At 70.4% G+C, this 25,510-nt stretch carries 29 protein-coding genes; 19 read left to right on the top strand and 10 right to left on the bottom strand.

Going from position 1 to position 25,510, the window contains the following annotated elements; translation table 11 throughout:
• Positions 1–20 precede the first annotated feature (20 nt).
• The 3 genes from QBE02_RS03935 to QBE02_RS03925 are packed head-to-tail and all read left to right on the top strand — an operon-like array spanning position 21 to position 2,214.
• A complete protein-coding gene (locus QBE02_RS03935) occupies positions 21–428 on the top strand; it encodes an arsenate reductase ArsC (RefSeq protein ID WP_056227932.1) in 408 nt (135 codons plus the stop codon).
• Positions 425–1,720 (top strand): FAD-dependent oxidoreductase, encoded by a 1,296-nt coding sequence (locus QBE02_RS03930; RefSeq protein WP_279367211.1) that lies wholly within the window; start codon positions 425–427, stop codon positions 1,718–1,720. The genes QBE02_RS03935 and QBE02_RS03930 overlap by 4 nt, the downstream gene beginning before the upstream one ends.
• Complete coding sequence (locus QBE02_RS03925; protein ID WP_279367210.1) at positions 1,717–2,214, top strand: GNAT family N-acetyltransferase; 498 nt, start codon at positions 1,717–1,719, stop codon at positions 2,212–2,214. The genes QBE02_RS03930 and QBE02_RS03925 overlap by 4 nt, the downstream gene beginning before the upstream one ends.
• A 48-nt stretch (positions 2,215–2,262) precedes the next feature.
• Here QBE02_RS03925 and msrA read toward each other — a convergent pair whose 3' ends face one another.
• From msrA to QBE02_RS03905, 4 genes are all read right to left on the bottom strand, one after another.
• On the bottom strand, positions 2,263–2,817 hold the full coding sequence (msrA, locus tag QBE02_RS03920; RefSeq protein ID WP_279367209.1) for a peptide-methionine (S)-S-oxide reductase MsrA: 555 nt from the start codon (positions 2,815–2,817) through the stop codon (positions 2,263–2,265).
• Positions 2,818–2,870: 53 nt separating this feature from the next.
• The gene (msrB, locus tag QBE02_RS03915; RefSeq protein ID WP_279367208.1) at positions 2,871–3,329 is read right to left on the bottom strand and encodes a peptide-methionine (R)-S-oxide reductase MsrB; all 459 of its coding nucleotides are present in this window, start codon (positions 3,327–3,329) and stop codon (positions 2,871–2,873) included.
• Positions 3,330–3,514: 185 nt separating this feature from the next.
• The gene (locus tag QBE02_RS03910; protein WP_279367207.1) at positions 3,515–4,204 is read right to left on the bottom strand and encodes a cysteine hydrolase family protein; all 690 of its coding nucleotides are present in this window, start codon (positions 4,202–4,204) and stop codon (positions 3,515–3,517) included.
• Positions 4,201–5,571 carry a uracil-xanthine permease family protein gene (locus tag QBE02_RS03905; RefSeq protein ID WP_279367206.1) on the bottom strand — a complete coding sequence of 457 codons (1,371 nt, stop codon included), beginning with the start codon at positions 5,569–5,571 and terminating at the stop codon, positions 4,201–4,203. The genes QBE02_RS03910 and QBE02_RS03905 overlap by 4 nt, the downstream gene beginning before the upstream one ends.
• A 119-nt stretch (positions 5,572–5,690) precedes the next feature.
• Here QBE02_RS03905 and QBE02_RS03900 point away from each other — a divergent pair, with 119 nt between their 5' ends.
• From QBE02_RS03900 to QBE02_RS03885, 4 genes are all read left to right on the top strand, one after another.
• Positions 5,691–6,266, top strand: coding sequence for a helix-turn-helix domain-containing protein (locus QBE02_RS03900; protein WP_279367205.1), 576 nt, complete (start codon positions 5,691–5,693; stop codon positions 6,264–6,266).
• 55 nt (positions 6,267–6,321) lie between these two features.
• Positions 6,322–7,518: an MFS transporter gene (locus QBE02_RS03895; protein ID WP_279367204.1), complete on the top strand. Its 1,197-nt coding sequence runs from the start codon at positions 6,322–6,324 to the stop codon at positions 7,516–7,518.
• Between the two features lie 26 nt (positions 7,519–7,544).
• On the top strand, positions 7,545–8,372 hold the full coding sequence (locus QBE02_RS03890) for an SDR family NAD(P)-dependent oxidoreductase (protein WP_279367203.1): 828 nt from the start codon (positions 7,545–7,547) through the stop codon (positions 8,370–8,372).
• A gap of 103 nt (positions 8,373–8,475) precedes the next feature.
• On the top strand, positions 8,476–9,189 hold the full coding sequence (locus tag QBE02_RS03885) for a TetR/AcrR family transcriptional regulator C-terminal domain-containing protein (RefSeq protein WP_279367202.1): 714 nt from the start codon (positions 8,476–8,478) through the stop codon (positions 9,187–9,189).
• 15 nt (positions 9,190–9,204) lie between these two features.
• On the opposite strand, the gene QBE02_RS03880 is transcribed toward QBE02_RS03885, so the two are convergent.
• The gene (locus tag QBE02_RS03880) at positions 9,205–9,561 is read right to left on the bottom strand and encodes a hypothetical protein (RefSeq protein ID WP_279367201.1); all 357 of its coding nucleotides are present in this window, start codon (positions 9,559–9,561) and stop codon (positions 9,205–9,207) included.
• Entirely contained in the window at positions 9,548–9,952 is a 405-nt protein-coding gene (locus QBE02_RS03875) for a hypothetical protein (RefSeq protein WP_279367200.1), read from the bottom strand. Before QBE02_RS03875 ends, QBE02_RS03880 begins: the two co-directional genes overlap by 14 nt.
• A gap of 184 nt (positions 9,953–10,136) precedes the next feature.
• Between QBE02_RS03875 and QBE02_RS03870 the strand changes: the two genes are divergently transcribed.
• The 5 genes from QBE02_RS03870 (at position 10,137) to QBE02_RS03850 (ending at position 14,156) form a co-directional block, all read left to right on the top strand.
• Entirely contained in the window at positions 10,137–10,832 is a 696-nt protein-coding gene (locus QBE02_RS03870) for a helix-turn-helix transcriptional regulator (RefSeq protein WP_279367199.1), read from the top strand.
• 93 nt (positions 10,833–10,925) lie between these two features.
• Complete coding sequence (locus tag QBE02_RS03865) at positions 10,926–11,300, top strand: VOC family protein (RefSeq protein WP_279367198.1); 375 nt, start codon at positions 10,926–10,928, stop codon at positions 11,298–11,300.
• A gap of 102 nt (positions 11,301–11,402) precedes the next feature.
• Positions 11,403–12,833, top strand: a complete 1,431-nt coding sequence (locus QBE02_RS03860; protein WP_279367197.1) for a ferredoxin reductase family protein — start codon at positions 11,403–11,405, stop codon at positions 12,831–12,833.
• A gap of 10 nt (positions 12,834–12,843) precedes the next feature.
• Positions 12,844–13,374: an FMN-binding protein gene (locus tag QBE02_RS03855; RefSeq protein ID WP_279367196.1), complete on the top strand. Its 531-nt coding sequence runs from the start codon at positions 12,844–12,846 to the stop codon at positions 13,372–13,374.
• Positions 13,371–14,156: an FAD:protein FMN transferase gene (locus QBE02_RS03850; RefSeq protein WP_279367195.1), complete on the top strand. Its 786-nt coding sequence runs from the start codon at positions 13,371–13,373 to the stop codon at positions 14,154–14,156. The genes QBE02_RS03855 and QBE02_RS03850 overlap by 4 nt, the downstream gene beginning before the upstream one ends.
• A gap of 10 nt (positions 14,157–14,166) precedes the next feature.
• Here QBE02_RS03850 and QBE02_RS03845 read toward each other — a convergent pair whose 3' ends face one another.
• Genes QBE02_RS03845 through QBE02_RS03835 form a run of 3 tightly spaced genes read right to left on the bottom strand, consistent with a single transcriptional unit; the run spans position 14,167 to position 16,117 of the window.
• Positions 14,167–15,135 (bottom strand): sensor histidine kinase, encoded by a 969-nt coding sequence (locus QBE02_RS03845; protein WP_279367194.1) that lies wholly within the window; start codon positions 15,133–15,135, stop codon positions 14,167–14,169.
• Complete coding sequence (locus QBE02_RS03840; protein WP_279367193.1) at positions 15,132–15,809, bottom strand: response regulator transcription factor; 678 nt, start codon at positions 15,807–15,809, stop codon at positions 15,132–15,134. Before QBE02_RS03840 ends, QBE02_RS03845 begins: the two co-directional genes overlap by 4 nt.
• Complete coding sequence (locus QBE02_RS03835; protein ID WP_056227956.1) at positions 15,806–16,117, bottom strand: hypothetical protein; 312 nt, start codon at positions 16,115–16,117, stop codon at positions 15,806–15,808. Before QBE02_RS03835 ends, QBE02_RS03840 begins: the two co-directional genes overlap by 4 nt.
• A 165-nt stretch (positions 16,118–16,282) precedes the next feature.
• On the opposite strand from QBE02_RS03835, the gene QBE02_RS03830 reads away from it, so the two are divergent.
• From QBE02_RS03830 to QBE02_RS03800, 7 genes are all read left to right on the top strand, one after another.
• Positions 16,283–17,251: a 3,4-dioxygenase subunit beta gene (locus QBE02_RS03830; RefSeq protein WP_279367192.1), complete on the top strand. Its 969-nt coding sequence runs from the start codon at positions 16,283–16,285 to the stop codon at positions 17,249–17,251.
• Between the two features lie 143 nt (positions 17,252–17,394).
• On the top strand, positions 17,395–18,057 hold the full coding sequence (locus QBE02_RS03825; RefSeq protein ID WP_279367191.1) for a G5 domain-containing protein: 663 nt from the start codon (positions 17,395–17,397) through the stop codon (positions 18,055–18,057).
• Between the two features lie 47 nt (positions 18,058–18,104).
• Entirely contained in the window at positions 18,105–18,830 is a 726-nt protein-coding gene (locus tag QBE02_RS03820) for an NUDIX hydrolase (RefSeq protein WP_279367190.1), read from the top strand.
• A gap of 63 nt (positions 18,831–18,893) precedes the next feature.
• Entirely contained in the window at positions 18,894–20,573 is a 1,680-nt protein-coding gene (gene pgi, locus QBE02_RS03815) for a glucose-6-phosphate isomerase (protein ID WP_279367189.1), read from the top strand.
• A gap of 297 nt (positions 20,574–20,870) precedes the next feature.
• Positions 20,871–21,845 (top strand): phospholipase, encoded by a 975-nt coding sequence (locus QBE02_RS03810; protein ID WP_235556961.1) that lies wholly within the window; start codon positions 20,871–20,873, stop codon positions 21,843–21,845.
• 150 nt (positions 21,846–21,995) lie between these two features.
• The gene (locus QBE02_RS03805) at positions 21,996–22,574 is read left to right on the top strand and encodes a PadR family transcriptional regulator (protein WP_279367188.1); all 579 of its coding nucleotides are present in this window, start codon (positions 21,996–21,998) and stop codon (positions 22,572–22,574) included.
• 52 nt (positions 22,575–22,626) lie between these two features.
• Positions 22,627–24,324: an ABC1 kinase family protein gene (locus QBE02_RS03800; protein WP_279367187.1), complete on the top strand. Its 1,698-nt coding sequence runs from the start codon at positions 22,627–22,629 to the stop codon at positions 24,322–24,324.
• Between the two features lie 42 nt (positions 24,325–24,366).
• On the opposite strand, the gene QBE02_RS03795 is transcribed toward QBE02_RS03800, so the two are convergent.
• Positions 24,367–25,494 carry a hypothetical protein gene (locus tag QBE02_RS03795; protein ID WP_279367186.1) on the bottom strand — a complete coding sequence of 376 codons (1,128 nt, stop codon included), beginning with the start codon at positions 25,492–25,494 and terminating at the stop codon, positions 24,367–24,369.
• Between the last annotated feature and the right edge of the window lie 16 nt (positions 25,495–25,510).

Below are 25,510 nucleotides of genomic sequence, written 5' to 3'. Positions count from 1 at the left end.
CCCGACACGAAGGAAGCGCCATGTCCGACACCGCCACGATCCTCTTCGTCTGCGTGCACAACGCCGGCCGCTCGCAGATGGCCGCCGGCTACGCCCGTGCGCTCGGCGGCGACCGCGTGCGCGTGCTGTCCGGTGGCAGCGCCCCCGGCGACGCCCTCAACCCGATGGCGGTGGCCGCGATGGCCGAAGAGGGGATCGACATCAGCGCCGAGGTGCCGCAGCTGCTGCTCACCGACGACGTCCGGGCCTCCGACGCGGTCATCACGATGGGCTGCGGAGACGCGTGCCCGATTTTCCCCGGCAAGCGCTACGAGGACTGGGAACTCACCGACCCGGCGGGCAAGGGGCTCGACGAGGTCCGTCCCATCCGCGACGACATCAAGGCGCGGGTGACCACGCTGCTGCGCGAGCTCGGGGTCGACGCATGAGCCTCACCCTCACGGTCCCGCCGCGGCCCGACAGCGACCGCCGTGCGGGTCTGCCGATCGCGATCATCGGCGCAGGACCCGTCGGCCTCGCTGCCGCCGCTCACCTGATCGAGCGCGGGCTGCCGGTCGTCTTGTTCGAAGCGGGCGACACCGCCGGCGCGGCCGTTCGCGCGTGGGGGCACACGCGCCTGTTCTCGCCGTGGCGCTACGTCGTCGACCCCGCAGCTCGCCGTCTGCTCGAGGCCGAAGGATGGAGCGCCCCGGATGCCGAAGGCCTGCCCACCGGAGACGAGCTGGTCGACGGCTACCTCGAACCCCTCGCGCGCACCGCCGCCTTGGCATCCGTCATCCGGTACGGCACGCGCGTCGAGGCCGTGGCCCGCCAGGGCATGGACCGCACCCGCTCGGCCGGTCGGGCGGCCATCCCCTTCGTCTTGCGACTGCACACGGAGGAGGGCGTGACGGATGCCACGGCTCGCGCCGTCATCGACACCTCGGGCACCACGAGCTCGCCGCGGTCGCTGTTGTCGTCGGGTCTCGCGCACGACGACCTCGGTGATCGCGTGACGACGGCGCTTCCCGATGTGCGCGGACGCGACCGGGCGCGCTTCGCCGGCCGGCGCGTGCTCGTCGTCGGTGCGGGGCACTCGGCGGCGAACACCCTGATCGCCCTCGCCGCGCTCGCCGCAGACGAGCCCACGACGCGCATCGCGTGGGCTGTCCGCAACGAGGGAACCGCCCGCCTCGCCGCCGACGCGGCCGACGACCTCGCCGCGCGCGGACGCCTCGGCGCTGCGGTGCACCGCCTGGTCGAAGAGGGCGCCGTCGAGCAGATCGCCGCGTTCGAGATCGACGACGTGCGGCTCTCCGGCGACGGCGTGCGCGTCAGCGGCCGACGCGTGGGAGAGGCGTTCGCCCTCGAGGTCGACGTGGTCGTCAACGCCGCGGGGTTCCGCCCCGACCTGTCGATGCTGGGGGAGATCCGCCTGGGTCTCGACGAGATCATCGAGGCGCCGAGGGCCCTCGCCCCGCTGATCGACCCGAACCTGCACTCGTGCGGCTCCGTGCCACCTCACGGGGTCGCCGAACTGACGCACCCCGAGCCCGACTTCTACCTCGCGGGCATGAAGTCGTACGGGCGGGCGCCCACCTTCCTGTTGCTCACCGGGTACGAGCAGGTGCGGTCGATCGCGGCGGAACTCGCCGGCGACAGGGCGGCGGCACGGCAGGTTGATCTCGTGCTGCCCGAGACGGGCGTCTGCACGACCGACGCGGGGTCCTGCTGCGCGTGAGCGTGTCGCTGCGCCCACTCGCCGCGGAAGACTGGCCGGAGGTGCACCGCATCTACGCGGAGGGCATCGCGACCGGTCACGCGACCTTCGAGACGGAGCCTCCCGCGACGTGGGGCGCGTTCGACGCGGCGAAGCTCGACGCGCATCGCTTCGTCGCGGTCGTCGGTCACCGGGTCGTCGGCTGGGCGGCCGTCTCCGCGGTGTCGTCGCGACCCGTCTACCGCGGAGTCGTGGAGCACTCGGTGTACGTCGAGGCCGACGCCCGCGGCCGGGGGATCGGTCACCTGCTGCTCGACGCCCTCATCGCTTCGACCGAGGCCGCCGGCGTCTGGACGATCCAGTCGACGATCTTCGCAGGCAACCACGCCTCGCTCGCCTTGCACGCACGCCACGGGTTTCGCACCGTCGGCGTCCGCGAGCGCATCGCCCGCGATGCTGCAGACGTCTGGCGCGACACGGTGCTGATCGAAAGACGCAGTCCCACTGTCGTCTGACGCGAAAAAGGGCCCGGATGCCATGGCATCCGGGCCCCGAAAAACGACTTACGCGGAGGCTTCCTCGCGCTTGGGCAGCACCCAACCGGGACGCACGAAGTGGCACGTGTATCCGTTCGGGATGCGGATCAGGTAGTCCTGGTGCTCGGGCTCGGCCTCCCAGAAGGGCGCCTCGGGCTCGATCGTGGTGACGACCTTCGCGGGCCAGATACCCGACGCGTCGACGTCGGCGATCGTGTCGCGCGCGACCTTCTCCTGCTCGGGCGAGAGCGGGAAGATCGCCGAGCGGTAGCTCGTGCCGATGTCGTTGCCCTGACGGTTCAGGGTCGACGGGTCGTGGATCTGGAAGAAGAACGCCAGGATGTCGCGGTACGTGGTCTGCGTGGGGTCGAAGACGATCTCGACGGCCTCCGCGTGACCGGGGTGGTTGCGGTAGGTGGCGTGGTCGTTCTGTCCGCCGGTGTAGCCGACGCGCGTGTCGAGCACGCCGGGCTGGCGGCGGATGAGGTCCTCGACGCCCCAGAAGCATCCGCCCGCGAGGACGGCGGTCTCGGTGCCGGGGCGGCGGGTGATCTCGCCGGTGTCGGTGGATCCGCTGGTCATGGTGGTGCTCCTTCTGCGGTTGACGCTGCTGCGGGTGAGGAAAGAGAAGAGGTTCATGAGGGTCGGCTCTCGCGGAACAGGGCGAGGTACGCGCCGTACCCCTGGGCCTCGAGCTCTGCGACGGGCACGAACCGCATTGCGGCCGAGTTCATGCAGTATCTCAGTCCACCGCGGTCGCGGGGGCCGTCGTCGAAGAGGTGTCCGAGGTGGCTGTCGGCTCCGGCCGAGCGGACCTCGGTGCGCGTCATCCACAGCGAACGGTCGGTCTTGTTCACGACAGCGGCGTCGTCGATGGGCTGAGTGAAGCTCGGCCAGCCCGATCCGCTCTCGAACTTGTCGGTCGACGAGAACAGCGGCTGTCCCGACACGACATCGACGTAGATGCCGTCCTCGTGGTTGTCCCAGTACTCGTTGCGGAACGGCGGTTCGGTGGCGTCGTCCTGCGTGACGGCGAACTGGCGGTCGGTGAGGCGGCTGAGTGCCTCCGACGTCTTCCGGTACTCCGTGCTCACGGTGCGTATCCCTTCGTCCTGTCGCCCTGTGTCGGGCGACATGGGTAAGAACGCGGGACCCGCCGGATTTGGTCCCGCGGGGCTGGGAGCGGGCTGTGAGTTCTTTTCTAGCCCGATGCCACGGGCAGACGTTCTGATGCGCCGACCCCGTCATCCGGGTCCGGCGCATCAGAACACGGTGCGGCTCACGCCGTTCGGCGCCACGCCTCCAGCAGGGCCGAGGAGTCGAGCACGAGTCCCAGGTGCAGGGAGATCATCGAGAGTGCGGCGTCTTCCAGAGCGGCATCCGTCCCGCGAACGAGATCGGACGGAACGCTGAGGCGGTAGCCGAGGTTGGACGCGTCGAACGCGGAATTCAGCACGCAGCAGTCGGCCATGATCCCGTCGAGGACGACCGCCGTCACCCCGAGCTGACGGAGCAGGAAGTCGAGATCGGTCGGGTAGAAGGCCGACAGGCGTTTCTTGCCCGAGACGATCTCGTCGCCGGGGAGCACCTCGGTGACGAATTCCGTCCAACGCGAGCCTTCGAGAGCGTGTTCGCGCGCACCGGGGATCGGGCCGACATGCTGGGGAAACGTCGCCCGCCAGGCGCTGCTGCTCGTTCCGTCGACGTCGTCGACCCCCGAGGCGCGCAGGGTCGATCGCACATGAATGATCTTCACGCCGAGGGCTCGCGCCTCGCGATGGAAGGCGTCGATGCCGCTCACGATCTCGCGTCCCCGCGGCGCGGGGCACGGGCATGCGGGGTCGACCGACAGGTGTCCCTCGTGCATGTCGATCGACACGACGGCGGTGCGGGCCGGGTCGAGCCAGTCGGCGAATTCTCCGGTGGGGTCGATGTCACGATCTGCGCCGTGCACGCGGATGCGCGTCACGAGACGACCTCCGCCTCGTCGGCCGGCCGCGTCTCGCGGGACTCCCGCCGTGCGGTGAAAGGACGGATGCCGTGGTTGATCGCCCCGTGCAGGCTGAGCAGCAGGAACATGCCCATCATCATCGGACTCGTCACGACGGCGGCGACGGAGGGCGGCAGCGTCTCCGTGATCGCAGCCGGGAGGAATTGGCATCCGAGGGCCACGATGAACGACACCGAGGCCACGACGAGGTTGAGGTCGTCCCAGTCGACACCGGTCAGCATCTGCACGCCGCTGAGCGCGATGATGCCGAAGAGGACGGTCGCCGCGGTACCCAGGACGGGAGCGGGGATGCTCGCGAGCAGCTGCGCGACCGGCGGGAGGAAGGCCAGGACCACGGCGATGATGCCTGCCGCGAGCGTGACGAAGCGGCTGCCGATGCCCGACACGCGCACGATCCCCGCGTTCTCGGGGTAGGAGGTCGTTCCGATTCCCCCGAAGAGGGCCCCCAGGACCGTGCCCCCGAACTCCGAGAACAGACCACGGTTCACGCGGGCGGGGTCGATCTTCTGACCGCCCCAGCTGCCGATCATCGAGTACATGCCCATCGACTCGGTGCCCGCCTGCAGGAAGGCGACCAGCATGAGGATCACCACGGTCGGTTCCACACCGAAACCGAACGGCAGAACGTGCGGCGTTCCGACCACGCCACCGGCGAGGAGGTCGGGGAACGACCACTGACCGATTGCGAGAGCGAACACCGCGCCGCCGACGATGCCGAGGAAGATGGCCGCGCGCTTGACGACCCCGCGCCCCAGGACGAGGCAGCCGATCACGACGAGCCCGGTCACCACCGAGATGAGCAGACCGATGGCCCCAAAGCCGGGTGTTCCGGGGGTGCCGAACCAGTTGCCGGCGCCGATACCCGCGAGTTGCGCGCCGATGATGAGGAACAGCGTGCCGAGCACCACCGGCGACGAGACGAAGCCTGCCACGTGACCGAAGAGGCCGAAGCGGCGCAGGGGAAGGGCGAGGAGCATGAAGACGAGCCCGGCGACGATCATCGAGCCGAACGCCGTCCCGAGTCCGAACGCGGCTCCCGCAGAGATGATCGCGACCATGAAGGCCGCGGTCGGCCCCTGCACGATCGGCAGGCGCAGGATGCGGCTGGACTGCAGCACCGTGACCACTCCGGTGAGCAGGAAGCACGCCTGGATCATCAGGGCCACGTCACCGGTCTGCAGGTCGAGAGCGGCGCCGATGATGTGCGGAAACACCCAAATGCCGGTCAGGGCGAGGAGGTGCTGGGCGGCGAACAGGGCGGTACGCGCAGGGGGCAGCTTCTCTTCGAAGCCGACAGCGAGCGTCGGTGTGGCGGAAGGGTGCACGAGGACTCCACGGGTTGAGTTGCAGTGTGGGAGTAATTTTTGCAGTGCAGTCGTTACGTTCGTGTTTCGCTGCTGTCGCAATCTGTGCACTCGGAGTGTGAACCGGGGAGAATGGGATCATGACCGACACGGCGACCTCCGACCTCGATCACGTCGTGCGCGATGTGGGTGAACGCGTCCGCGCCCTCCGGCTGCGCAACGAGTACACGCTCAACGACCTCAGTGAGCGAACGGGTCTGAGCCTGTCGATGCTCAGCGCGGTCGAGCGCGGGCGCACCACGCCGTCTCTGGGTACCTTGCACGCGCTCGCCGCAGCGCTCGGCGTTCACATCACGGCTCTCTTTGCGCAGTCGGGTGGCGAAGACACCCCGGTCACGCCGCTCGCCGACCAGATCGTCGACGTCACGGAGGGCGGGATGGTCCGACGCACCGCGGTCTATCGGGCCGATTACGACCTCGAGGTCTACGTCGATGAGTGGGCGCCCGGCACCGCACACGCCCGGCGGCCCTCGCAGCACCCCGGGCACGAGTTCGGCATCGTGCTCGAGGGGAGCCTCGAGGTTCAGTTGGGCGACGACATCTTCCTCGCCGACGCCGGCGACGTCGCGCAATTCAGTGCGCGCCGACCGCATCGCATCGTCAATGCCGGACCGGGAACGGCTCGAGCGGTGTGGATCAACCTGCGGCGCCTCTAGAGTCCGGGGTTCCATCTACACTGGAATTATTCCGGTGAAGATGAAGGGTGCTCGGATGCGAACTCGGTCCTCCGTCGGCGGCGTCGTCATCGCAGCCGTCGTGATCCTGCTGGGCACGGCGCTCGCCACCGTGCCGACTCCGCTCTACCCTCTGTACGCCCGCGAGCTGGGGCTGGATGCCGTCGGGATCACGGCCACCTTCGCCGCATTCGCGGCCGGCGCCGTGTGCGGGTTGATCGTCGCCCTCCGGAATTCGTCGCGTCTGCCGCGCCGCAGGGTCTACCTGCTTGCGGCGGCGCTGCAGGCGGTGTCGGCGTTCGTGCTCGCCAGTGACCTGGGTATTCCGGGTTTCGCCGCGGGCCGCGTCGTGACGGGCATCGGATCCGGCCTGCTCGCAGCGTCCGGCACGGCCTTCGTGCTCGAACTCGGTCAGGGTCTGTCGCCCTTCGGCGCACGGATCGTCCGAACCGTCGCTCCCGCGTTGGCTTTCGCCGGTCTCGGTCTCGGTCCTCTCCTCTCCGCGTTCAGCGCACCGGTCGACGTCCGCGGCGCCCATCTCGTCTTCTTCGTGACGGGTCTCCTTCTCCTAGCGGGGCTCGGTCTTTCCTTCGTCCTGCTTCCCGCCCGCGCCGGGCGGCAGGGGGGTGCGACCTCGGCGGGTCGACGCCCTGCGCTCGCGTGGTCGCCTCGTCTCGGGGCCTTCGCCGCATTCATGACCACCGGGCTCTTCGGCAGCGTGACGACGGTTCTCCTCGCCGAACTCGGCGTGCATGACATCGCCCTCTCCGGTGCTTTCGCCGCCTCCGTCTTCCTCTTCGGGGCGATCGGGGTCGTGACGTTGGGGCGCCGACTCCCGGCCGCCGTCAGCGCGACTTGCCTGGCCGTAGCGCTCCTGCTGGTCGGCGTCGCGATGATGCTGTCGTCGGCCGTTCTGCTGATCCTCGCTGCGGTCGCGGCGGGAACAGCCGGTGGAGCGCTGTTCGCCCGAAGCCTCGGCGGAGCGATTTCGTCCGCCCCCCCGCACGCGTTCGCCCGCACCGTCTCCGTGTTCCTGTGCGCCTACCTCGGGCTGGCCGTTCCGGTCCTGGGGTTCGGGTTCGCGGCCCGTTCCGCGGGGACCGAACCAGCGGTGTGGGCCTTCGCGGCGCTCGGCACGGCGGTGTGCCTGGGGGTGATCGTCGCAAGCCGTGTCGAGGCTCGACGAATTAGCGTGCAAGCCCCAGACCTCTCCAGAGAACGCTCGCTAGCCTGAGCCTTCACCCGACCCAGGAGGTTCGCATGACCCGCACTATCGTCATCACCGGAGCCAGCGACGGCATCGGCGCCGCAGCCGCCAAGCAGCTCACGCAGGTGGGCGAAGAAGTCGTGGTCGTGGGGCGAAACCCCGAGAAGACCGCCCGGGTCGCGCGGTCGCTCGGGGTGGACTCGTTCGTCGCCGACTTCAGCGACCTGGCGCAGGTTCGGGAGCTCGCGGCGTCCCTGCTCGAGAAATACCCCCGCATCGACGTGCTCGCCAACAACGCCGGCGGGGTCTTCGGCGAGCGCACCCTGACGAAGGACGGCTACGAGACGACGTTCCAGGTCAACCACCTCGCGCCGTTCCTGCTCACCAACCTCCTGCGCGAGCGCCTCATCGAGTCGGACGCCTCAGTGATCCAGACCTCGAGCGCTGCGGCGAAACTCTTCCCTCGCTTCGACATCGACGACCTGCAGGGCGAGCGCCGTTACTCCTCGACCGCGGCGTACGGCAACGCGAAGCTCGCGAACGTGCTGTTCACCAAGGAACTCAACCGCCGGTTCGGCGACCAGGGTGTCTCAGCCGTGGCCTTCCACCCGGGCGTCATTGCCTCGAACTTCGGATCGTCGAGCGATGGGCCGTGGAAGTTCCTCTACGGGGGCCCGCTCGCGAAGAGCCTCATGACCTCGACCGCGGTGGGCGGCGCACGTCTGACCTGGCTCGCGCTCGGCAAGCCGGGCGTCGACTGGACCCCCGGAGGCTTCTACTCGAACAACAAGCCCGCCACGACCAACCGCATCGCCGACGACCCCCTGGTCGCGCGGCAGCTGTGGGAACGCAGCGCGGTGCTGGTCGGTCTCGACGACTGACCCCGTCGACGGCGGGCTAGCGCACGCCTCGCCGGAGGGGCAAGCGACCTCCGCGGGGAGCCGACTTCGGCCACGATGGTGTTCTACGCACGGAGAGTGGGACATGGGCGAGAACATCGTGGACACCGAACGGACGACCGCCCCTCGGCTCAGCCGGGAGGCGATCCTGGATGTGGCCCTTTCGCTGATCGACGAGCGGGGTCTCAACGAGCTGTCGATGCGCCATCTCGGCAAAGCGCTCGGGGTCGAGGCGATGTCGCTCTACCGGTATGTGAACGGTCGAGAGGATCTTCTCGAGGGCGTCGTTGATCGGCTCATGCGGGGTCTCACCGACGCGCTGCTCGTGGCGGAGGACAACGGGTGGCAGCGGTATCTCCAAGTCGTCGCCCACGAAGTCCGGCGCATCGCCATCGAGCACCCGAAGGCGTTCCCCCTTGTCGCCACTCGTCACCCGGCGGCGCCTTGGCTGCGCCCGCCGTTGCGGAGCGTGGAGGTGGTGGAGCATTTCCTCACGGCGATGATCGGTTTCGGCTTCGACGATGAGCAGGCGGTGAGGGCCTACCGCTCGTTCAGCAGCTTCCTCCTCGGAAACCTGCTCCTCGAAGCGGCCGTGCGCGGCGCCGAGACCGCGCCGGTCGAGGAGCCCCTCGACGAGGGCGGAGCCGCGATCGGGCAGGGCGATGCCGAGAAGGAGCTCGCAGACACTCCTCATGTGCAGCGGCTGCGCGGTCTTCTCAGCAGGGATCGCTCTGAGGACGAGTTCGAGGAATCGCTCGAGGCGCTGTTGGACCGACTGGACCGTCAGCTGTCCCAGTAGAGGCCGGCCCGCGCCTCATCCGCGGTGCGGATCGGGTGCGTCTTCGGGGTGGGCTGCGGGCCCGAGGAGAGCACTCAGGCGTGCGCGGATGACGGAGACGGCCTCGGTTCGACTGCGGCCCGTGTGCGCGTGCTCCGCGAGCTCGATGGCGATCTCGGTCAACAGCGCCGTTGCCAGGAAGAGATCGGCCCCACCGGCGATCCGCAGATCTTCGTCGGACGCCTGTCCGACCCGCATGATCACCGCGGGAGACCCGAAGTGGCGCGCCACCTCGGCTCTCTTCTCGGCGCTGACCTGCCAGAACGGGCGTTCCATGGCGGCGCAACGGTCGAGGATGTTCGACAGGAGTTCGTGCGCGTCACTCTGAGGCATCTTTCGCCCCTCCCGCCGTGTGGCGCCCGCTTGCTCGGTCCCACTCCAGTGACTTCCCCCGCAGGAGAGCGCAGAGGTTGCCGGCGACGACGAGTTCGGCAGCGAGCCCCGCCAGCGCGTAGGGCGACAGCATGACGTCGTCGTCTCCACCGGTGAGGTCGGCCTGCCAGACGGGATCGTCGTATCCGCGGGGTTCGAGCGAGACCGAGACGCCGCCGTGAACGAGTTCGACGACGCCGAGGCCGGTGTCGCGTCCGTCCGCATCCTGTTGCTCCGCAACGCGGATCCGGCTGGCGATCGGGTGCCCGAGATCGACGAATTCCTGCACCCACTCCTGCAGTTGCACACGAGAACGGCGCGGAGGCGAGTCCTCGATGCTCTCGTGTTCCACGCCATCAGCTTACGCTGTAAGTCGCCCTTGTCGGGCAATGTCCGATCCGCTCGTCCCCGCCGATCGAGACGGGCGAACGCGTCTTCACACGCCGAGAAGAGTCGGGCGCGAGTCTGACCGGCCCCATCGCTTCTCGCCGGCGTCGCGGAGTGCTCCGGGCGACGAGGCGTCCGATGATGGGGGAGTGAATCGCACCGATCGTCTCTATGGCCTGGTGGAAGAACTGCGGGCCGTCTCGCCGCGGCCACGCAGTGCTCGTCGTCTCGCGGAGCGGTTCGAGGTGTCGGTGCGCACCATCGAAAGGGATCTCTCGGCGCTCCAGCAAGCGGGTCTGCCGATCTGGGCGGAGCCCGGCCGCACCGGTGGGTACGTGATCGATGCGTCCGCGACACTGGGCCCGGCGGGGTTCACGCTCGACGAGGCGCTCGCGGTGCTGATCGGGCTCGGCACGCTCGGGCGCAGCCCGTTCCGGTTTTCCGCCCGCACGGCAGCCCGCAAGATGCTCGCGGTCATGCCGGAGGGCGAGGCGGCGCGCGCCCGCGCTCTCGCGTCGCGCGTGCACGTCCTCGAGAGTGAGGACGAGGTCGTCGCCCCGCCCGAGTTCGCTGCAGCCCTGCGCGCCGACCGCGTCGTGCGCTTGCGCTACCAAGACGCCGGCGGCACCGAGTCGGTCCGCGAGGTCGAGCCCCTCGGGTCCATCGGCAAGGAGGGGCAGTGGTACCTCATCGCGTGGTGTCGACTGCGCGACGGGGTGCGGGCGTTCCGGGGAGACCGGATGCGGGCGATCGAGGTGACCGAGGAGCGACCCCCGCAGCGCGCACTGCGTGCCGCCGACCTCGCGATCCCGTACGGACGATTGCGGTCGGTGATCGAGGACTGAACGGAAGGGACTTTGCGAAACACCGACGGGACGGTGTCGCGCTCCCCGGTGAGGCTGAAGCTTCCCTCCCACCGACCTCACCGAAGGAATCCCATGTCGTTCGCCTCCATCCGCATCGTCACCGCTGACCTCGACGCCCTCGTCGCGTTCTACGAGCGGGTCACCGGTCAGCAGGCCGAACGGCCCGCCCCTGTCTTCGCGCAATTCAGCGGCCCCGGCGCGACCCTTGCGATCGCCAGCTTCGCCACGGTCGCGATGCTCGACGGAGCCCTCGTGCCCGCCGCGAACCGGTCCGTGTTCGTCGAGTTCGAGGTCGCCGACGTCGACGCCGCGTTCGCCGCGCTCCAGGCGCCCGGTGAACACGTCATCCTCGAACCGACCACGATGCCGTGGGGCAACCGGTCGGCCCTCGTGCGCGACCCCGACGGCAACGTCGTGAACCTCTTCAGCACGCCCGTCGCGGGGTAACGCCCGGCGCGGGCGGAGCCGCACTCTACGCGTTTCCTCTGCATCACCCCCGCGCGCCCCATTCTTGGAGCCGTCTGGGGAGCGCGCGGGCACGCTGAGCGCATGACCGCATCCCCCGCCCTCGCCGCCCCGCCCGCCGCCGCCCTCCGTGGCGCTCGCCGCGTCGCGCGGAGCAGGCCGAACACTCGGCCGCTGTGGAACCTCGCCGCGATCGTGGTCATCTGGGCGACGAGCCTCGTCGTCGTGGCCGTGTGGGTCGCGGGTGGCGAGGTACAGTCGCTGCTGGCCGGGGGAGCCGACTCGCTCAACTCCCTCGGTCGCGCCGCGGGCCTGGCATCCGCCAACCTGCTTTTCTATCAGGTGCTGCTCATGGCCCGCGTGCCGCTGTTCGAGCGGGGTTTCGGCCGCGACGGCATCACCCGCATGCACCGCATCGTCGGCTTCTGGTCGTTCGCGCTCTTCATGGCGCACATCGGGCTGCAGGTCCTCGGCTACGCGGTGCAGGCCGGCATCAACCCGCTCGAGCAGGCGTGGCAGTTCGTGTGGGAGTACCCGGGCATGCTGCTGGCGACCGCGGGCACCGCTCTGCTGCTGCTGGTCGTGGTCACCTCGGTGCGTAAGGCCCGCAAGCGCCTGCGGTACGAGTCGTGGCACCTGCTGCACCTGTACGGCTATCTCGGCGTCGGCCTCGCCATTCCGCACATGCTGTGGACGGGCGCCGACTTCACCGTCTCTCCCGCCGCCACCGTCTCCTGGTGGGCGATGTGGGGCGTGACCGTGGCGACGGTCGTCGTCTTCCGCCTCGGGCTTCCGCTGGCGAAGTCGCTGCGCCACGGCATCCGGGTCAGCGTGGTCGAACGCGACGGCCAGAGCGGCGTCTCGGTGCGCATGACCGGACGCCGGATCGACGCCCTGAAGGCGCGCGGCGGACAGTTCCTCGTCTGGCGCTTCCTCGACGGCGCCGGATGGACACGCGGACATCCCTTCTCTCTCGCCACCGACCCGGCCGGCGGTGAGCTCGTCATCGCGGCCCGCTTCGTCGGCGACGGCACGCAGCGGCTCGCCGCGCTCCGCCCCGGCACGCGGGTGCTCATCGAGGGCCCCTACGGCACGATGACCGCCGACGAGCGCCGCGGGGGACACCTGCTCATGATCGGCGCGGGTGCGGGAGTCACGCCCCTGGTCGCGATGCTCGAAGAAGCCGACTGGGCCCCGGGCGAGGCGACGCTCATCGTGCGCGACCGCACCGCCGCCGACGCCCTGCGCGCCGACGCGATCGACCGCCTCGTGCGGGAGCGGGGCCTGCGTCACGCGCCGCTGCCCGGCCGTCGCGCCCTGACCACCTCGTCGTGGCTGCCGACCTCGCACGCGCAGTGGGCCGGGGCCGACCTCATCCGCTACGTCTCGCCGCGCCCCGCCGACACCGACGTGTTCCTCTGCGGACCCGAGCCGTGGATGGATGCCGTGCGCGCCGACCTGCGCCGCGCCGGGGTCCCGAGCGAGCGCGTCCACCTCGAAGCCTTCACCGTCTGAGGAGAATCCGATGAAGAAGATCGTCTACGCCCTCATGGCGACCGTCACCGGCCTCGTGCTGCTGTTCAGCTACCGCACCTCGACGGTCCCCGAGTCGACGAGCGCGCTCGCCGACGCCCCCTCGTCGGGGGTCGCGACGGTGCCGAAGACCACGCCGAGCCCCTCGGCATCCGCGTCCTCGGGTTCGAGCTCGAAGGGTTCGACCTCGAGCGGATCGACCTCGGGCGGATCGTCCAGCGCGCAGGCCTCATCCAGCGGCCTCACTGACGGCACCTACACCGGCCAGGCGGCGGACACCCGCTTCGGTCCCGTGCAGGTGCAGATCACCGTGTCGGGCGGCGCGATCACCGACGTGCAGGTGCCGCAGTACCCCTCCGAGAGCGGCCGCGACCAGCAGATCAACTCACGCGCGCTGCCCGTGCTGGTGAAAGAGACCGTGCAGGCGCAGAGCGCCGAGGTCGACATGGTCTCGGGTGCCACCTACACCAGCACCGGATACCGCACCTCGCTGCAGTCCGCCCTCGACCAGGCCCGCGCATGACCGGCGCGTTCACGGTCGTCGAGCCCGTGATGGGGACCGTCGCCTCGATCACCGTCATCGGCGAGCGCACGGCGCAGGTCGAGCGGGCGATCGCCGCGTGCGTGGCGCGCCTGCGCGACGACGAGCGGGTGTTCTCGCCCTACCGCGACGACTCCGACATCTCGCGGCTGCGCGACGAGGGTCTCGAGCTCGGCGACATCGACCCGCGGGTGGCCGAGGTGGCCGCGCGGTGCCGCGATCTGCGCGAGCGCAGCGGCGGCCGCTTCGACGCGCACTGGCGGGGCTGGTTCGACCCGACCGGGTACGTGAAGGGATGGTCGACGGATGCCGCGACCCGGGCCTTCGACGAGCTTCTCGCCGATGGCGCGATCGAGGCGGTCGGCGTCAACGTGGGCGGCGACTTGCGCCTGCGCACGGCCGCGACGAGCAAGCACGTGTGGCGCATCGGCATCGCGCACCCGACCCACGAGGGCGAGCTTCTGGCCAGGGTCGAGGTCGTCGACGGGGCCGTGGCCACCTCGGGCACGTCCGAGCGCGGCGCGCACCTCGTCGATCCGCGCACGGGCATGCACCTCGCGGGTCCCGTGAGCGCGACGATCGTCGCCGACGACCTCACCACCGCCGACGCCTGGGCCACCGTGGCGGCCATCGCCGGGATCGACGACCTCGACTGGATGCCGGTGGCCCCCGTGGCATCCGGGATCGTCTGGGAACACGGCCGCACGCGCCGCTTCGCCGGCCGGGTCGAGGTGTCGGCGTTCCACGACGCGCTCGTCGGCTGAGAACGCTCCGTCAGCGGGCGCGGGGGAGGCGCAGGGCGAACACCGTGCCCGTGGGGGAGGTGCGCTCGACCTCGATGCTCCCGCCGTAGCGGGTCGCCGCCTCGCGCACGAGCGCCAGCCCGAGCCCGAACCCCCGGCGCCGGCCCGACTCCGCCCCGCGCGCGAAGCGTTCGAAGATGCGGGGCAGATCGTCGTCGCGGATGCCGCTTCCCCCGTCCTCGACGCGCACGGCGACCTCGCGTTCGGCGGCGTCGGCGGTGACCGTGACCTCGGAGCCCGCGGGTGAGTGCCCGATGGCGTTGTCGAGCAGGGCGGTGCACATGCGCACGACGGTGACCGCCGGTACCGCCACGGTCACCCCCGTCAGCCGGGTCGGTCGCAGGCCCACGCCCGCGTCGGCGGCGAGGGACGACAGCGCCGCGGTCGCCGCGCGCACGCTGTCGTCGACCCGCGCGGTGCCCGTGTGCACCTCGCCTTCGGCGGTCAGCAGCATGTCGGCGAGAACGTCGTCCATGATCTGTGCGTCGCGACGCAGCTGATCGAGCGGCTCGTCGGCGGGTTCGCCGCGGTGCAGGCGACGCTGCACGATCTGGATGCGGCTCGTCAGGGCGGTGAGGGGCGTGCGCAGCTCGTGGCTCGCATCCGAGACGAACGCGCGCTGCCGACGCAGGGCCTCATCGAGCGGGCGCACCGACCAGCGGGCCGCGGCCCAGCCGACGAGTCCGAGCACCACGACCCCCACGAGACCCAGGCCGATGACCCAGGGCAACACGTCGTCGAGGTCGACCACGAACCGATCGCCCGCGGGGGCGCCGCCCGGGCCGTGTCGGCCGCCACCCTCGGTGCGGGCCTGCGCGACGAGCACCGAGATCAGGATGCCGACTCCCACGGCGATCGCGACGGCCGATGCGCCCGCCACCAGGGTGCCGACCCGCAGCGCGGCCCGGCGGACGACCCGCCGGTCGTCCTCGGCGCTCACCGCTCGGCCCCGGCGCGGTACCCGCGCCCGCGCACGGTCTCCACGAGGTCGGTCGCGGTCTTGCGGCGCAGGTAGTGCACGTACGTGTCGACGGTGGTCACGGCATCCGGAGACGAGAACACCGCGCGGGCGATCTCTTCGCGCGAGAAGACGTGGTCGGGGCTCCGGGTGAGCAACTCCAGCACGGCGTTCTCGGTCGAGGTGAGGGCGATGCGCTCGCCGGAGGGGCCGTAGACCACGGCCGTGTCGGGGAGGTAGGTCCAGTCCGAGACGCCCCGGCGACGTCCCTCGGCTCGGTAGCCGCGTCGCAGCGCCCGCAGCCGGGCGAGCAGCTCGTCGAAGTCGAAGGGCTTCAGCAGATAGTCGTTCGCTCCGGCGTCAAGTCCCTCGACGCGATCGGCGACCGCCCCCAGAGCCGTCAGCAGCAGCACGGGGGTCGTGATGTGGGCGGTGCGCAGGTCGCGCACGATCTCGGCGCCGTCGCGGCCGGGAAGACGCCGGTCGAGCAGGATCACCTCGAAGCTGTCGCGCAGCGCCCGGTCGCAGCCTGCGAGTCCGTCGGCCTCGTGCACGACCTCGTAGGTCTCGCGGAGCACCTCCAGCGTCATTGCGGCGATCTCGGCGTCGTCCTCGACGTAGAGCAGTCGCGGCCGCGGTGCGCCGGCCTCGCTCACTGCACTCCCGCGCGCGGCGGGCTCACGTTCCACCCGAAGCGCTCGAGGGCGTCGAACAGGCGGCGCGCCTGCGCCCACGCCACTGCGCCCGAGACGTCGGAGTACACGTCGATCGCGAACGGCGGGGGATCGGCGAACTTGGGGATCTCGACCTCGGCCCACGCGTGCGGCGCGAGCCAGACACGCGGGCTCATCGTCCCCGCACCGTCGACACCACCGTCGGCGGCGAAGGCGATCGCGTCGAGGGCGTCGATCTTGGTGATCGGCATGTTCACGACGAGGGTCACGGCGTGCAGCGTTCCGGTCATCGCGTACCTCCCTCGTTCATCCTGACACGCGCACCGGGGTCGGGGACGGCGAATACGGTGCGGATCCGGCGCGCATAGCCGGTTCATAGATTCGGTGAGGGAGGGGGCAGGGTCGCTGCGTCATCGTCGCTTCAACGACACCCGCACCGACCAGTGGAGCAGACCATGAGCAGAATCCCCGACACCCAGATGACCCCCGACGGTCCCGCCTACGAAGGTCGCCTGCTCGACCGCGCCGACGAGCCCGTCGTCGATCAGGGCGCGCCCTTCGACATCCGCACGCTCGTCTCGCGGCGCGGCATCCTGGGCCTGGTCGTGCTGGGCGCGGGCACCGCCACGCTGGCCGCGTGCGCCCCCTCGGCCTCCGGCGCGGCCACGTCGGCCGCGACGGCGACCCCGACCGCGACGCCCACGGCGAGCGCGACCCCGAGCGCCACCGCGACGAGTGCGGCCGCCGCGCTCCCTTCGGGCGAGATCCCCGACGAGACCGCCGGTCCCTACCCGGGCGACGGTTCGAACGGCCCCGACATCCTCGAGCAGTCCGGCATCGTCCGCAGCGACCTGCGCTCGAGCCTCGACGGCGGAGCCACGGCCGCGGGCGTTCCCATGACCTTGAACCTCTCGATCTTCGACACCGCCAACGGCGACGTGCCCTTGACGGGGGCCGCGGTGTACGTCTGGCACTGCGACGACCAGGGTCGCTACTCGATGTACTCCTCGGGGATCGAGAACGAGAGCTATCTCCGCGGCGTCCAGGTCGTCGGAGGCGACGGCGTCGTCTCGTTCACCTCGATCTTCCCCGGCTGCTACGACGGTCGGTGGCCGCACATCCACTTCGAGGTGTACCCGAACGTGGATGCCATCACCGACCCCTCGAACGCGATCGCCACCTCGCAGGTCGCCCTGCCGCAGGCCGCGTGCGACGTGGTCTACGCCGACGCGGCGTATCCCTCCTCGGCATCCAATCTGTCCCGGGTGTCGCTCGAGAGCGACAACGTCTTCGGCGATGACGGGGGAGCGCTCGAACTCGCCACCGCGACCGGCGACAACTCCACCGGATGGACGGTCGCCCTCGGCGTCCGCGTCGACACCACCACCACCCCGACCGCGGGTGCCATGCCCGGCGGCCGCTGACGTCACGGAGCGCAGCGAAAACGACGCAAAGCGACGAGGTGAGCGAGGCGGCCGGGGTCGCTCTTGCGTCCGCGACCCCGATCTGGTCTGCTGAGCCGTGGCGACGCGAAGGGGCGTGGCTCCTGTTCTGGGGGAACATCTCGATGACCGTTGCGAACGATCCCGCCGCGGCGCGCCCGCGCCTCACCCGATGGGGGCGGTCCGTCTCGATGCTGACAGCGGTGATGGCAGCGCTTCTGCTCGTCGCGGGGTGCTCGTCCTCGACCTCCGCTGCCGATCCGGCCGCCATCGACAACGCCCGTCGAGTGTCGGCACCCTCTCCGTCCGCGACGCCGTCACTGACACCCGTCGTCGTCGTTTCCGAGCAATCTGTCACCTCCGCGGTGCCGTTCGAGCGGGCGACCGTGGATGACGCGACGATCCCGTCGGGGCAGTCGCGCATCTCGACGCCGGGCGTCGACGGCGAGAAGGTCTCGGTGTTCCGGGTCACAACGATCGACGGTGTGGAGTCCGAGCGGGTACTGATCAGCGAATCCGTCGGACGAGCGCCGGTCTCCGAGGTCACCTCACGAGGGACATTCGTCGCTCCGCCTGCTCCCGCTCCGGTCGAGAAGGCGTCGGGCGGCGGGGGCGGATGCGACCCGAACTACGCCGACGCGTGCGTGCCGATTGATTCCGATGTCGACTGCGCGGGCGGAAAGGGCAACGGCCCGTCCTACTTCGACGGCGTAGCCCGGGTCGTGGGTTCCGACATCTACAAGCTCGACGGCGACGGAGACGGCCTGGCCTGCAACGGCTCCCGCTAGCGGCACCGCTCGACACGGCCGGCCGGCGACGCGGCTAGCCTCGACCCATGCCCTCACCCCGCGCCCAGCTCGAAGCCCTGCTCGCGCAGGGTCTCGGCGACGTCTCCCCAGCGTTGCAGGCGTTGCCTGTCGAGGGCGAGGCGCGAGCGGCGGCGGTGCTCATCCTCTTCGGCGTGCTCGACGGGGTACCCAGCCGTCGGGTCTCGCCCACCGTCCCCAGCGATCTCGACGTGCTGCTGCTCGCGCGGGCGAGCACCCTGCGCGCCCACCCGGGCCAGGTCGCGTTCCCCGGCGGCCGGGTCGATCCCGAAGACGCGGATGCCGTGGCGGCGGCCCTCCGCGAAGCCCGCGAAGAGACGGGACTCGATCCCGACGGTGTCGAGGTGCTGGGCACCCTCGAGTCGCTGCCCTTGGCCTTCTCTCGCCACGAGGTCGCCCCGGTGATCGGATGGTGGGCGCGCCCGACCCCGGTGCGTGCCGTGGATGCGGCGGAATCGGCCGAGGTCTTCCGCGCCCCGGTGGCCGATCTGCTCGATCCCGAACGCCGAGGAGTGACGGTGCTGCGTCGTGACGGTCGGGAGTGGCGGGGCCCGGCCTTCGCCCTGCAGACGGCGCGCGGCCCGCAGACGGTGTGGGGGTTCACCGCGATGGTGCTGGACGGGCTGTTCGACCGCCTCGGGTGGACGGAGCCCTGGGATGGATCGCGGGAGATCCCCCTGGCCGAGGCCGCCGCGGGCGCCCGCGACCGATCCGGGCCGCCGGCCCGGTCGTAGCGCGTCCGGCGCACTTCGTCATCCGCGGCGTGGCGATCGTCCGAGGTCGCTAGCGTGGGTTCCGTGACTGCGCCTATCGATCCCACCACCACCTCCGCCTGGTCCCGCCTCACCGCTCTGCGGGAGGGTTTCGATCCCGACCTGCGTGGCTGGTTCGCCTCCGACGCCGATCGCACGCGTGATCTCACGCGCACGGTGGGCGACCTGCACGTCGACCTGTCCAAGAACCTCGTCACCCCCGAGATCCTCGACGCTCTGGTCGCCCTCGCCGACGAGACCGGTGTGCGCGATCGTTTCGGCGCGATGCTGAGCGGTGCGCACCTGAACACCAGTGAGGACCGCGCGGTGCTGCACACCGCGCTCCGTCGCCCGGCAAAAGTCGAGCCGTCCCTCGTCGTCGACGGTCAGCAGATCGACCACGACGTGCACGAGGTGCTCGACCGGCTGAGCGCCTTCGCCGACCGCGTGCGCTCGGGCGAGTGGCGCGGCGTCACCGGCAAGAAGGTCACGCACGTCGTCAACATCGGCATCGGCGGCAGCGACCTGGGCCCGGTGATGGTCTACGAGGCTCTGCTGCCGTACGCCGACGCCGGCATCCACGCCCGCTTCGTCTCGAATATCGACCCCACCGACATCTCGCAGAAGACGGCTGACCTCGATCCCGAGACCACCCTCTTCATCGTCGCCTCGAAGACCTTCACGACGCTCGAGACCCTGACCAACGCCCGCCTGGCTCGCGACTGGCTGTGGGCGCAGCTCGCCGAGAAGGGCGCGATCGACGACTCGGATGCCGCCCGCACCGACGCCGTGGCCCACCACTTCGTCGCCGTGTCGACCGCGCTCGACAAGGTCGCAGCGTTCGGCATCGACCCGACGAACGCCTTCGGCTTCTGGGACTGGGTGGGCGGACGTTATTCCGTCGACTCGGCGATCGGGCTGTCGCTCGCGATCGCCCTGGGTCCCGACGTGTTCCGCGAGATCCTGGCCGGCTTCCACACGGTCGACGAGCACGTGGCATCCACTCCGGTCGAGCAGAACGTGCCCGTTCTCATGGGTCTGCTCAACGTCTGGTACACCAACTTCCTCGGCGCGCAGTCGCACGCGGTACTGCCCTACGCGCAGCAGCTCCACCGCTTCGCGGCCTACCTCCAGCAGCTCACGATGGAGTCCAACGGCAAGTCGGTGCGGTGGGACGGAACGCCGGTCACCACGGACACGGGCGAGGTCTTCTGGGGAGAGCCCGGAACCAACGGTCAGCACGCGTTCTACCAGCTGATCCACCAGGGCACGCGGCTCATCCCGGCCGACTTCATCGCGTTCGTGAACCCGGCCTACCCGCGCGCCGACGACGGGCGCGACGTGCACGGCCTGTTCCTGGCGAACTTCCTCGCGCAGACGAAAGCGCTGGCGTTCGGCAAGACCGCCGACGAGGTCGAGGCCGAGGGAACCACGGGCGCGCTCGTCGCCGCCCGCACGTTCCCCGGCAACCGGCCGACCACGTCGATTTTCGCGCCGTCCCTCACGCCCTCGGTGCTCGGCCAGCTGATCGCCCTGTACGAGCACATCACCTTCACGCAGGGCACGATCTGGGGCATCAACTCCTTCGATCAGTGGGGCGTCGAGCTGGGCAAGCAGCTCGCTCTGCAGATCGCCCCTGCGATCGAGGGTGACGACGAGGCGCTGGCGGCTCAGGACTCCTCGACGCGCGCCCTGCTGGACTACTACCGGGCGCACCGCGGCTGAGCCCTCGCGCGACGCGACGGGCGGATCGACCGCTGAGAGGCCGATTCGATGAGATTTTTTCTTCGTCGGATCGGCCTTTCGTCGCGAGGGGAGGAAAGCTCAGCGGCGACTGACGGGAACAAGGCGTCGGAGCGTCGATAAAAAACCCGGTGAAGCCTGTTTTTCTCCTGCGGACGGCGAGAAGCGCAATCCGTCGCGACACCCCCGGCGAGGGCGAGTTACCGAACCGTCTGCTCTCACCGGTCTTCCAGGTAACGAAAAGATAACGCCCAGAACCAGCACCCACACTCGGGGCCCGTGCCGACCCGACGGCGCGACACCGTGCTCGATCCCGACGAGCGCGCCCCCGACGAAAGATCTCTCTTGCTGCGTTCCGACATCAAACTCACCCACGTCAACCGCGCCCGACGCACCCTCGTCACGGCGGCCACCTGCGCCGGCCTCGCGTTCGGCATGGTCGCCACGACCGGTCTGGCGATGGCGTCCCCCGTCTCGTTGCCCGACGCCTCGGCATCCTCCTTCTCCGCCCCCGGCACCTCGGTGCCCGTGTCCACGGCGCCGACCCTCGACGCCGTGAGCACCGGGGCCGCCGCCGCCCTCGACGGGGCGCAGACGGCTCTCTCGAACGCGACCGCCGTCCAGGCCGATGTCGCCGCGACCGGGCTCCCGCTCTCGATCGGCGACGCGTCGATCGACACGGGCGCGCTCCAAGACGCCGTCGACCGCCTCACCTCCCGCGACCTGCTCCCGGTGCTGCTCGTACCCGCCCTGAGTCAGAACGCCCAGAGCGAGACCGACCGCGTCAGCGCCCGCGTGGCGGAGGTCAAGGGCAGCCTCGACAAGGCGAAGGCCGACAAGGCCGCCGCCGACGCCGCCGCCGAGGCGCAGCGTCAGGCCGAGGCCGCAGCGGCCGCCGAGGCGCAGCGTCAGGCCGATGCCGCCGCCGCTCTCGCCCGGGTCAACACGCCCGAGGGAGCGCGCGCGTACGCCTCGCAGCTCATGGCCGAGAAGTACGGCTGGGGGAGCGACCAGTTCTCGTGTCTGTCGTCGCTGTGGAACAAGGAGTCGGGCTGGAACTACCAGGCCTACAACAATGACGGTGGGGCGACCGGCATCCCGCAGGCCCTGCCCGGAAGCAAGATGGCGAGCTTCGGCGCCGACTGGCAGACCAACGCGGCCACTCAGATCGCGTGGGGCCTCGACTACATCTCCCGCGGCTACGGGACCCCGTGCAGCGCGTGGGGTCACTCCCAGGCGATGAACTGGTACTGATCCGCGTCGCTGCGTCCCGGGTCCCCGCCGGGCGCCGCGGGTCTGCTCGACGTCGAAGGATCGCGGGTCGATTCCCAGCCTCCACCCCTCCTCAGCGATATATCGTTATGTATCGCTGGCTCAGATCGGGTCCGCGCGAAGGAGGTCGTCATGAGTGGTTCATTCCTGGGAGACGCGTTCGGCGGACGCGGTGGCAACAACACCCCCGGCTGGCCGATGTCCAACATCCTCGAGGGTCTCGAGCAGCTGCGCACGCAGTTCGAGCAGAAGACCGCCTCGACGCCGCGCATGAACAAGGGCGACGTGCGTTCGGCCGTCCTCTCGCTCCTGCTCGAGCAGCCGATGCACGGCTACCAGATCATCCGCGAGATCGAAGATCGCAGCGGCGGCTCGTGGAAGCCGAGCCCCGGCTCGGTCTACCCCACGCTGCAGCTGCTGACCGACGAGGGCCTCGTGCAGGCCGAGGAGTCGAACGGCCGCAAGACCTACTCGCTCACCGCCGAGGGCCGCGCTGCGGCCGGCGACGAGACCACCGAGCGCACGGCGCCGTGGGAGGCGGCCGGTTCGCGTGACGGCGGTCGCATGACCGCGCTGCCCAAGGCGGGTATCGAACTCGCCCAGGCGGCGGCCCAGGTCGGTCGCACGGGCGACAAGGAGCAAGTCGCGCAAGCGGTCGAGATCCTCGACGAGGCGCGCCGTAAGCTCTACTCCATCCTCGCCCAGGGTTGAGGTCACGCCCGCTCGACGGGGGCATTCCGCCCGTCGGCATCCAGGAGAATCGATGACCGACGACGCCCTCATGAAGGCCCGCTACCGGCGGATCACGCGCTTCGCGGCGCGCTATCTGGTGCAGGCCTGGTGGTTCGAGCTCTTCCTGCCGCGGTTCGGTCTCGGGTGGATCTCCGCCCGGGGCCGCACCCGGCGGCTCGAGCGCATCGCCCAGCGTTTCCATGTGCTCGCTGTCGACCTCGGCGGTCTCATGATCAAGGTCGGGCAGTTCATGTCGTCGCGTCTCGACGTCCTGCCCCCGTCGATCACGAAACAGCTCGAGGGCCTGCAGGACGAGGTGCCCGCGGTCCCGTTCGTGCAGATGCGCGCCCGGGCAGAAGAAGAGCTCGGGATGCCGTTGGAGCGCGCCTTCGCGAGCGTCGACGAGCGCCCCCTCGCGGCGGCTTCCTTGGGTCAGGCGCACCGCGCCGTGCTGACGGAGGATCTGGCCGCCGAGACCGGCCTGAGCGCCGTCGTGCTGAAGATCCAGCGCCCGGGCATCGACCGCATCGTCGACGTCGACCTGCGCGCCCTCCGCAAGGTCGGCGTGTGGCTCAGCAAGGTCGCCCTGGTCCGCGATCGCGTCGACATGCCCTCGCTCGTCGAGGAGTTCGCCGTCACGAGCCTCGAAGAGATCGACTACCTGCACGAGGCCGCCAACTCCGAGCGCTTCGCGACCGACTTCGGCGGGCCCGATGGAGTGGCCGTGCCCGAGGTCGTGTGGGAGCGCACCACCCGCCGCGTGCTCACCCTCCAAGACGTCACGGCGATCAAGATCAACGACGTCGACGCCCTCCGCGCGGCCGGCATCGATCCGTCCGAGGTCGCCGCCCGCTTCGCGCGGGTGATGTTCGACCAGCTGTTCGACGACGGCTTCTTTCACGCCGACCCGCACCCCGGAAACGTCTTCGTCACGCCGCTCGGCGGCACGACCGACGCCGGCACCCCGGCGTGGCGCTTCACGTTCATCGACTTCGGCATGATGGGCGAGGTCCCGCCGAGCTTGCGCCGGGGGCTGCGCCGCGTGCTCATCGCGGCGGCCTCGCGTGACGGAAAGGGCCTGGTCGACGGCATCCGCGATGTCGGCGTGCTGTTGCCCTCGGCCGACACCGTGCAGTTGGAGCGCGCGATGACGGGTCTGTTCTCCCGCTTCGGTGGGATGGGCTTCGCCGAGCTGCAAGAGGTCGACCCGCGCGAGTTCCGCGCCTTCGCGATCGAGTTCGGCGACGTCGTGCGGTCGCTGCCGTTCCAGCTGCCCGAGAACTTCCTGCTGATCGTGCGCGCGATGTCGCTCACGAGCGGCATGTGCAGCGCGCTCGATCCCGCCTTCAACATCTGGGACGCGGTCGAGCCCTACGCCCAACGCCTCATCCGCGAAGAAAGCGGCAACACCGCGCAGGCCTTCGTCCGCGAGGTCGGAGCGGTCGCCGCCGTGACCGCGCGCCTCCCGCGCCGGGCCGACAACCTCATCTCGCGCTTCGAAGACGGCTCGGTGTCGGTCCAGACCCCGCGCATCGAGCGGCGCATGCGCGATCTCGAGCGCATGGTCCGCCGGGTGGTCTCGTCGGTGCTGTTCACGGGCCTGCTCATCGGCGGGGTGCTGTTGCAGGCCGAGCAGGCGGTGCTGGGCACGATCCTCATGGTCGTCTCGATCGCGCCGCTCTCGCACGCCCTGCTGGCGGGGTGGGTCGCTCGACGCAACGGCGCCTGACGGCGTCGGCTCCGCGTGGGACGGTGAAGGCTGCCGCCCGGCTCAGCGCCCGTCGAACATGCCCAGAAGCGTGACGACGCCGAGAAACACCGGGATGCCGTAGACCGCCGTCCCGACCATGAACGACGAGACCACGCGCACGTTCGCCCACCACCCGTGGCGGGGCGTCCACGAGCGGAGCTGTCGCCCTCCCGGGCCCACCATGGGAGCGTCCGGGCGCCACGCGATGACCCCCGAACCGCTCGCGAGACTCTCCGCGATCTCGACCGCGACCTGGCCCGCGACCCTCTCGTCCGTGTATCGCAGCGAGCGTTGCCGCAGCCGGGGCGCGACGTGGGTGAGGATCGCGTCCACCTCCCGCCACAGTGCCGGGTCGTCCCACCGGCGCCGCTCGGCCCGGAAGAACACCGCGCGATCCTCGACGATCTCGACGTCGAATGCGCGGGCGTGATCGGCGAGGACCGCCATGACGTCGGGGGTGAGGACGTAGAGCGCGTCGCGGGCGTATCCGCGTGGAGCGTAGGCGCGGAAGATCCGGTCGAAGTCGCCCTCCAGTGAGATCCGCTGTCGTTCGGCGAGGTTCTCGGGCAGTCCCGAGCGCACCCCGTCGTTCTCGACGGCGTCGAGGACCAGGTGGGGGAGCGGGGATGCCAGCGAGACGCAGACGTAGGAGCGCGGACGCGTGCGCGGCATCCGCAGTCGAACCGTCCCGAACTCGATCCCTTCGCCCACGAAGCGCGGGTATTCGCGCACACCGGCGGAGTGAGCGGTGACGATGGCCGGGAAGGAGTCCCGCCACCACGCCTCCGCGCGGAACTCGTTCGCCCGCGCGGTGAGCGCGCGGCGAGCGCGGCGGAGCCGGACGGGCGTCGAGGCCTTCCGCGACCATCGCCAGAGGGCGATGCTCGCGGCGGTCCAGACGATGGCGACGACGAGGGTGATGACGAGGGTGCGTACGTCGTCGGCCTCGAGCGTCCCGTCGCCCCGGATGTCGACGTCGAGTCCGGTGTTGAACACCACGATGAAGAGGGTCCAGACCTCGATCACGGCGTTCAGCCGCACGAGCAGGCGTCTGCGGGTCGGTACCCACGGCGGCGGTTCGTGCTCCGGCACGGTCGGCAGCTCCCGCCGCACGTCCTCGTCGGGGGCGTCGAGCCATCGAAGGTCCACGCGTCGTCCTCTCCGG

Origin of the sequence: Microbacterium testaceum (assembly GCF_029761935.1) — a bacterium.
Lineage (GTDB): Bacteria > Actinomycetota > Actinomycetes > Actinomycetales > Microbacteriaceae > Microbacterium > Microbacterium testaceum_A.
This window is presented reverse-complemented; position numbering and strand designations above follow the sequence as displayed.

Bases quoted from the DNA above. Each gene is read 5' to 3' on its own strand.
- QBE02_RS03880 (WP_279367201.1), bottom strand. From the start codon at position 9,561: ATGCCTCAGAGTGACGCGCACGAACTCCTGTCGAACATCCTCGACCGT.
- QBE02_RS03805 (WP_279367188.1), top strand. From the start codon at position 21,996: ATGAGTGGTTCATTCCTGGGAGACGCGTTCGGCGGACGCGGTGGCAAC.
- QBE02_RS03825 (WP_279367191.1), top strand. From the start codon at position 17,395: ATGACCGTTGCGAACGATCCCGCCGCGGCGCGCCCGCGCCTCACCCGA.
- msrA (WP_279367209.1), bottom strand. From the start codon at position 2,817: ATGACCAGCGGATCCACCGACACCGGCGAGATCACCCGCCGCCCCGGC.
- QBE02_RS03930 (WP_279367211.1), top strand. From the start codon at position 425: ATGAGCCTCACCCTCACGGTCCCGCCGCGGCCCGACAGCGACCGCCGT.
- QBE02_RS03850 (WP_279367195.1), top strand. From the start codon at position 13,371: ATGACCGGCGCGTTCACGGTCGTCGAGCCCGTGATGGGGACCGTCGCC.
- QBE02_RS03820 (WP_279367190.1), top strand. From the start codon at position 18,105: ATGCCCTCACCCCGCGCCCAGCTCGAAGCCCTGCTCGCGCAGGGTCTC.
- QBE02_RS03855 (WP_279367196.1), top strand. From the start codon at position 12,844: ATGAAGAAGATCGTCTACGCCCTCATGGCGACCGTCACCGGCCTCGTG.
- QBE02_RS03895 (WP_279367204.1), top strand. From the start codon at position 6,322: ATGCGAACTCGGTCCTCCGTCGGCGGCGTCGTCATCGCAGCCGTCGTG.
- QBE02_RS03865 (WP_279367198.1), top strand. From the start codon at position 10,926: ATGTCGTTCGCCTCCATCCGCATCGTCACCGCTGACCTCGACGCCCTC.
- QBE02_RS03935 (WP_056227932.1), top strand. From the start codon at position 21: ATGTCCGACACCGCCACGATCCTCTTCGTCTGCGTGCACAACGCCGGC.
- QBE02_RS03835 (WP_056227956.1), bottom strand. From the start codon at position 16,117: ATGACCGGAACGCTGCACGCCGTGACCCTCGTCGTGAACATGCCGATC.
- QBE02_RS03890 (WP_279367203.1), top strand. From the start codon at position 7,545: ATGACCCGCACTATCGTCATCACCGGAGCCAGCGACGGCATCGGCGCC.
- QBE02_RS03900 (WP_279367205.1), top strand. From the start codon at position 5,691: ATGACCGACACGGCGACCTCCGACCTCGATCACGTCGTGCGCGATGTG.
- QBE02_RS03830 (WP_279367192.1), top strand. From the start codon at position 16,283: ATGAGCAGAATCCCCGACACCCAGATGACCCCCGACGGTCCCGCCTAC.
- QBE02_RS03860 (WP_279367197.1), top strand. From the start codon at position 11,403: ATGACCGCATCCCCCGCCCTCGCCGCCCCGCCCGCCGCCGCCCTCCGT.
- QBE02_RS03800 (WP_279367187.1), top strand. From the start codon at position 22,627: ATGACCGACGACGCCCTCATGAAGGCCCGCTACCGGCGGATCACGCGC.
- QBE02_RS03885 (WP_279367202.1), top strand. From the start codon at position 8,476: ATGGGCGAGAACATCGTGGACACCGAACGGACGACCGCCCCTCGGCTC.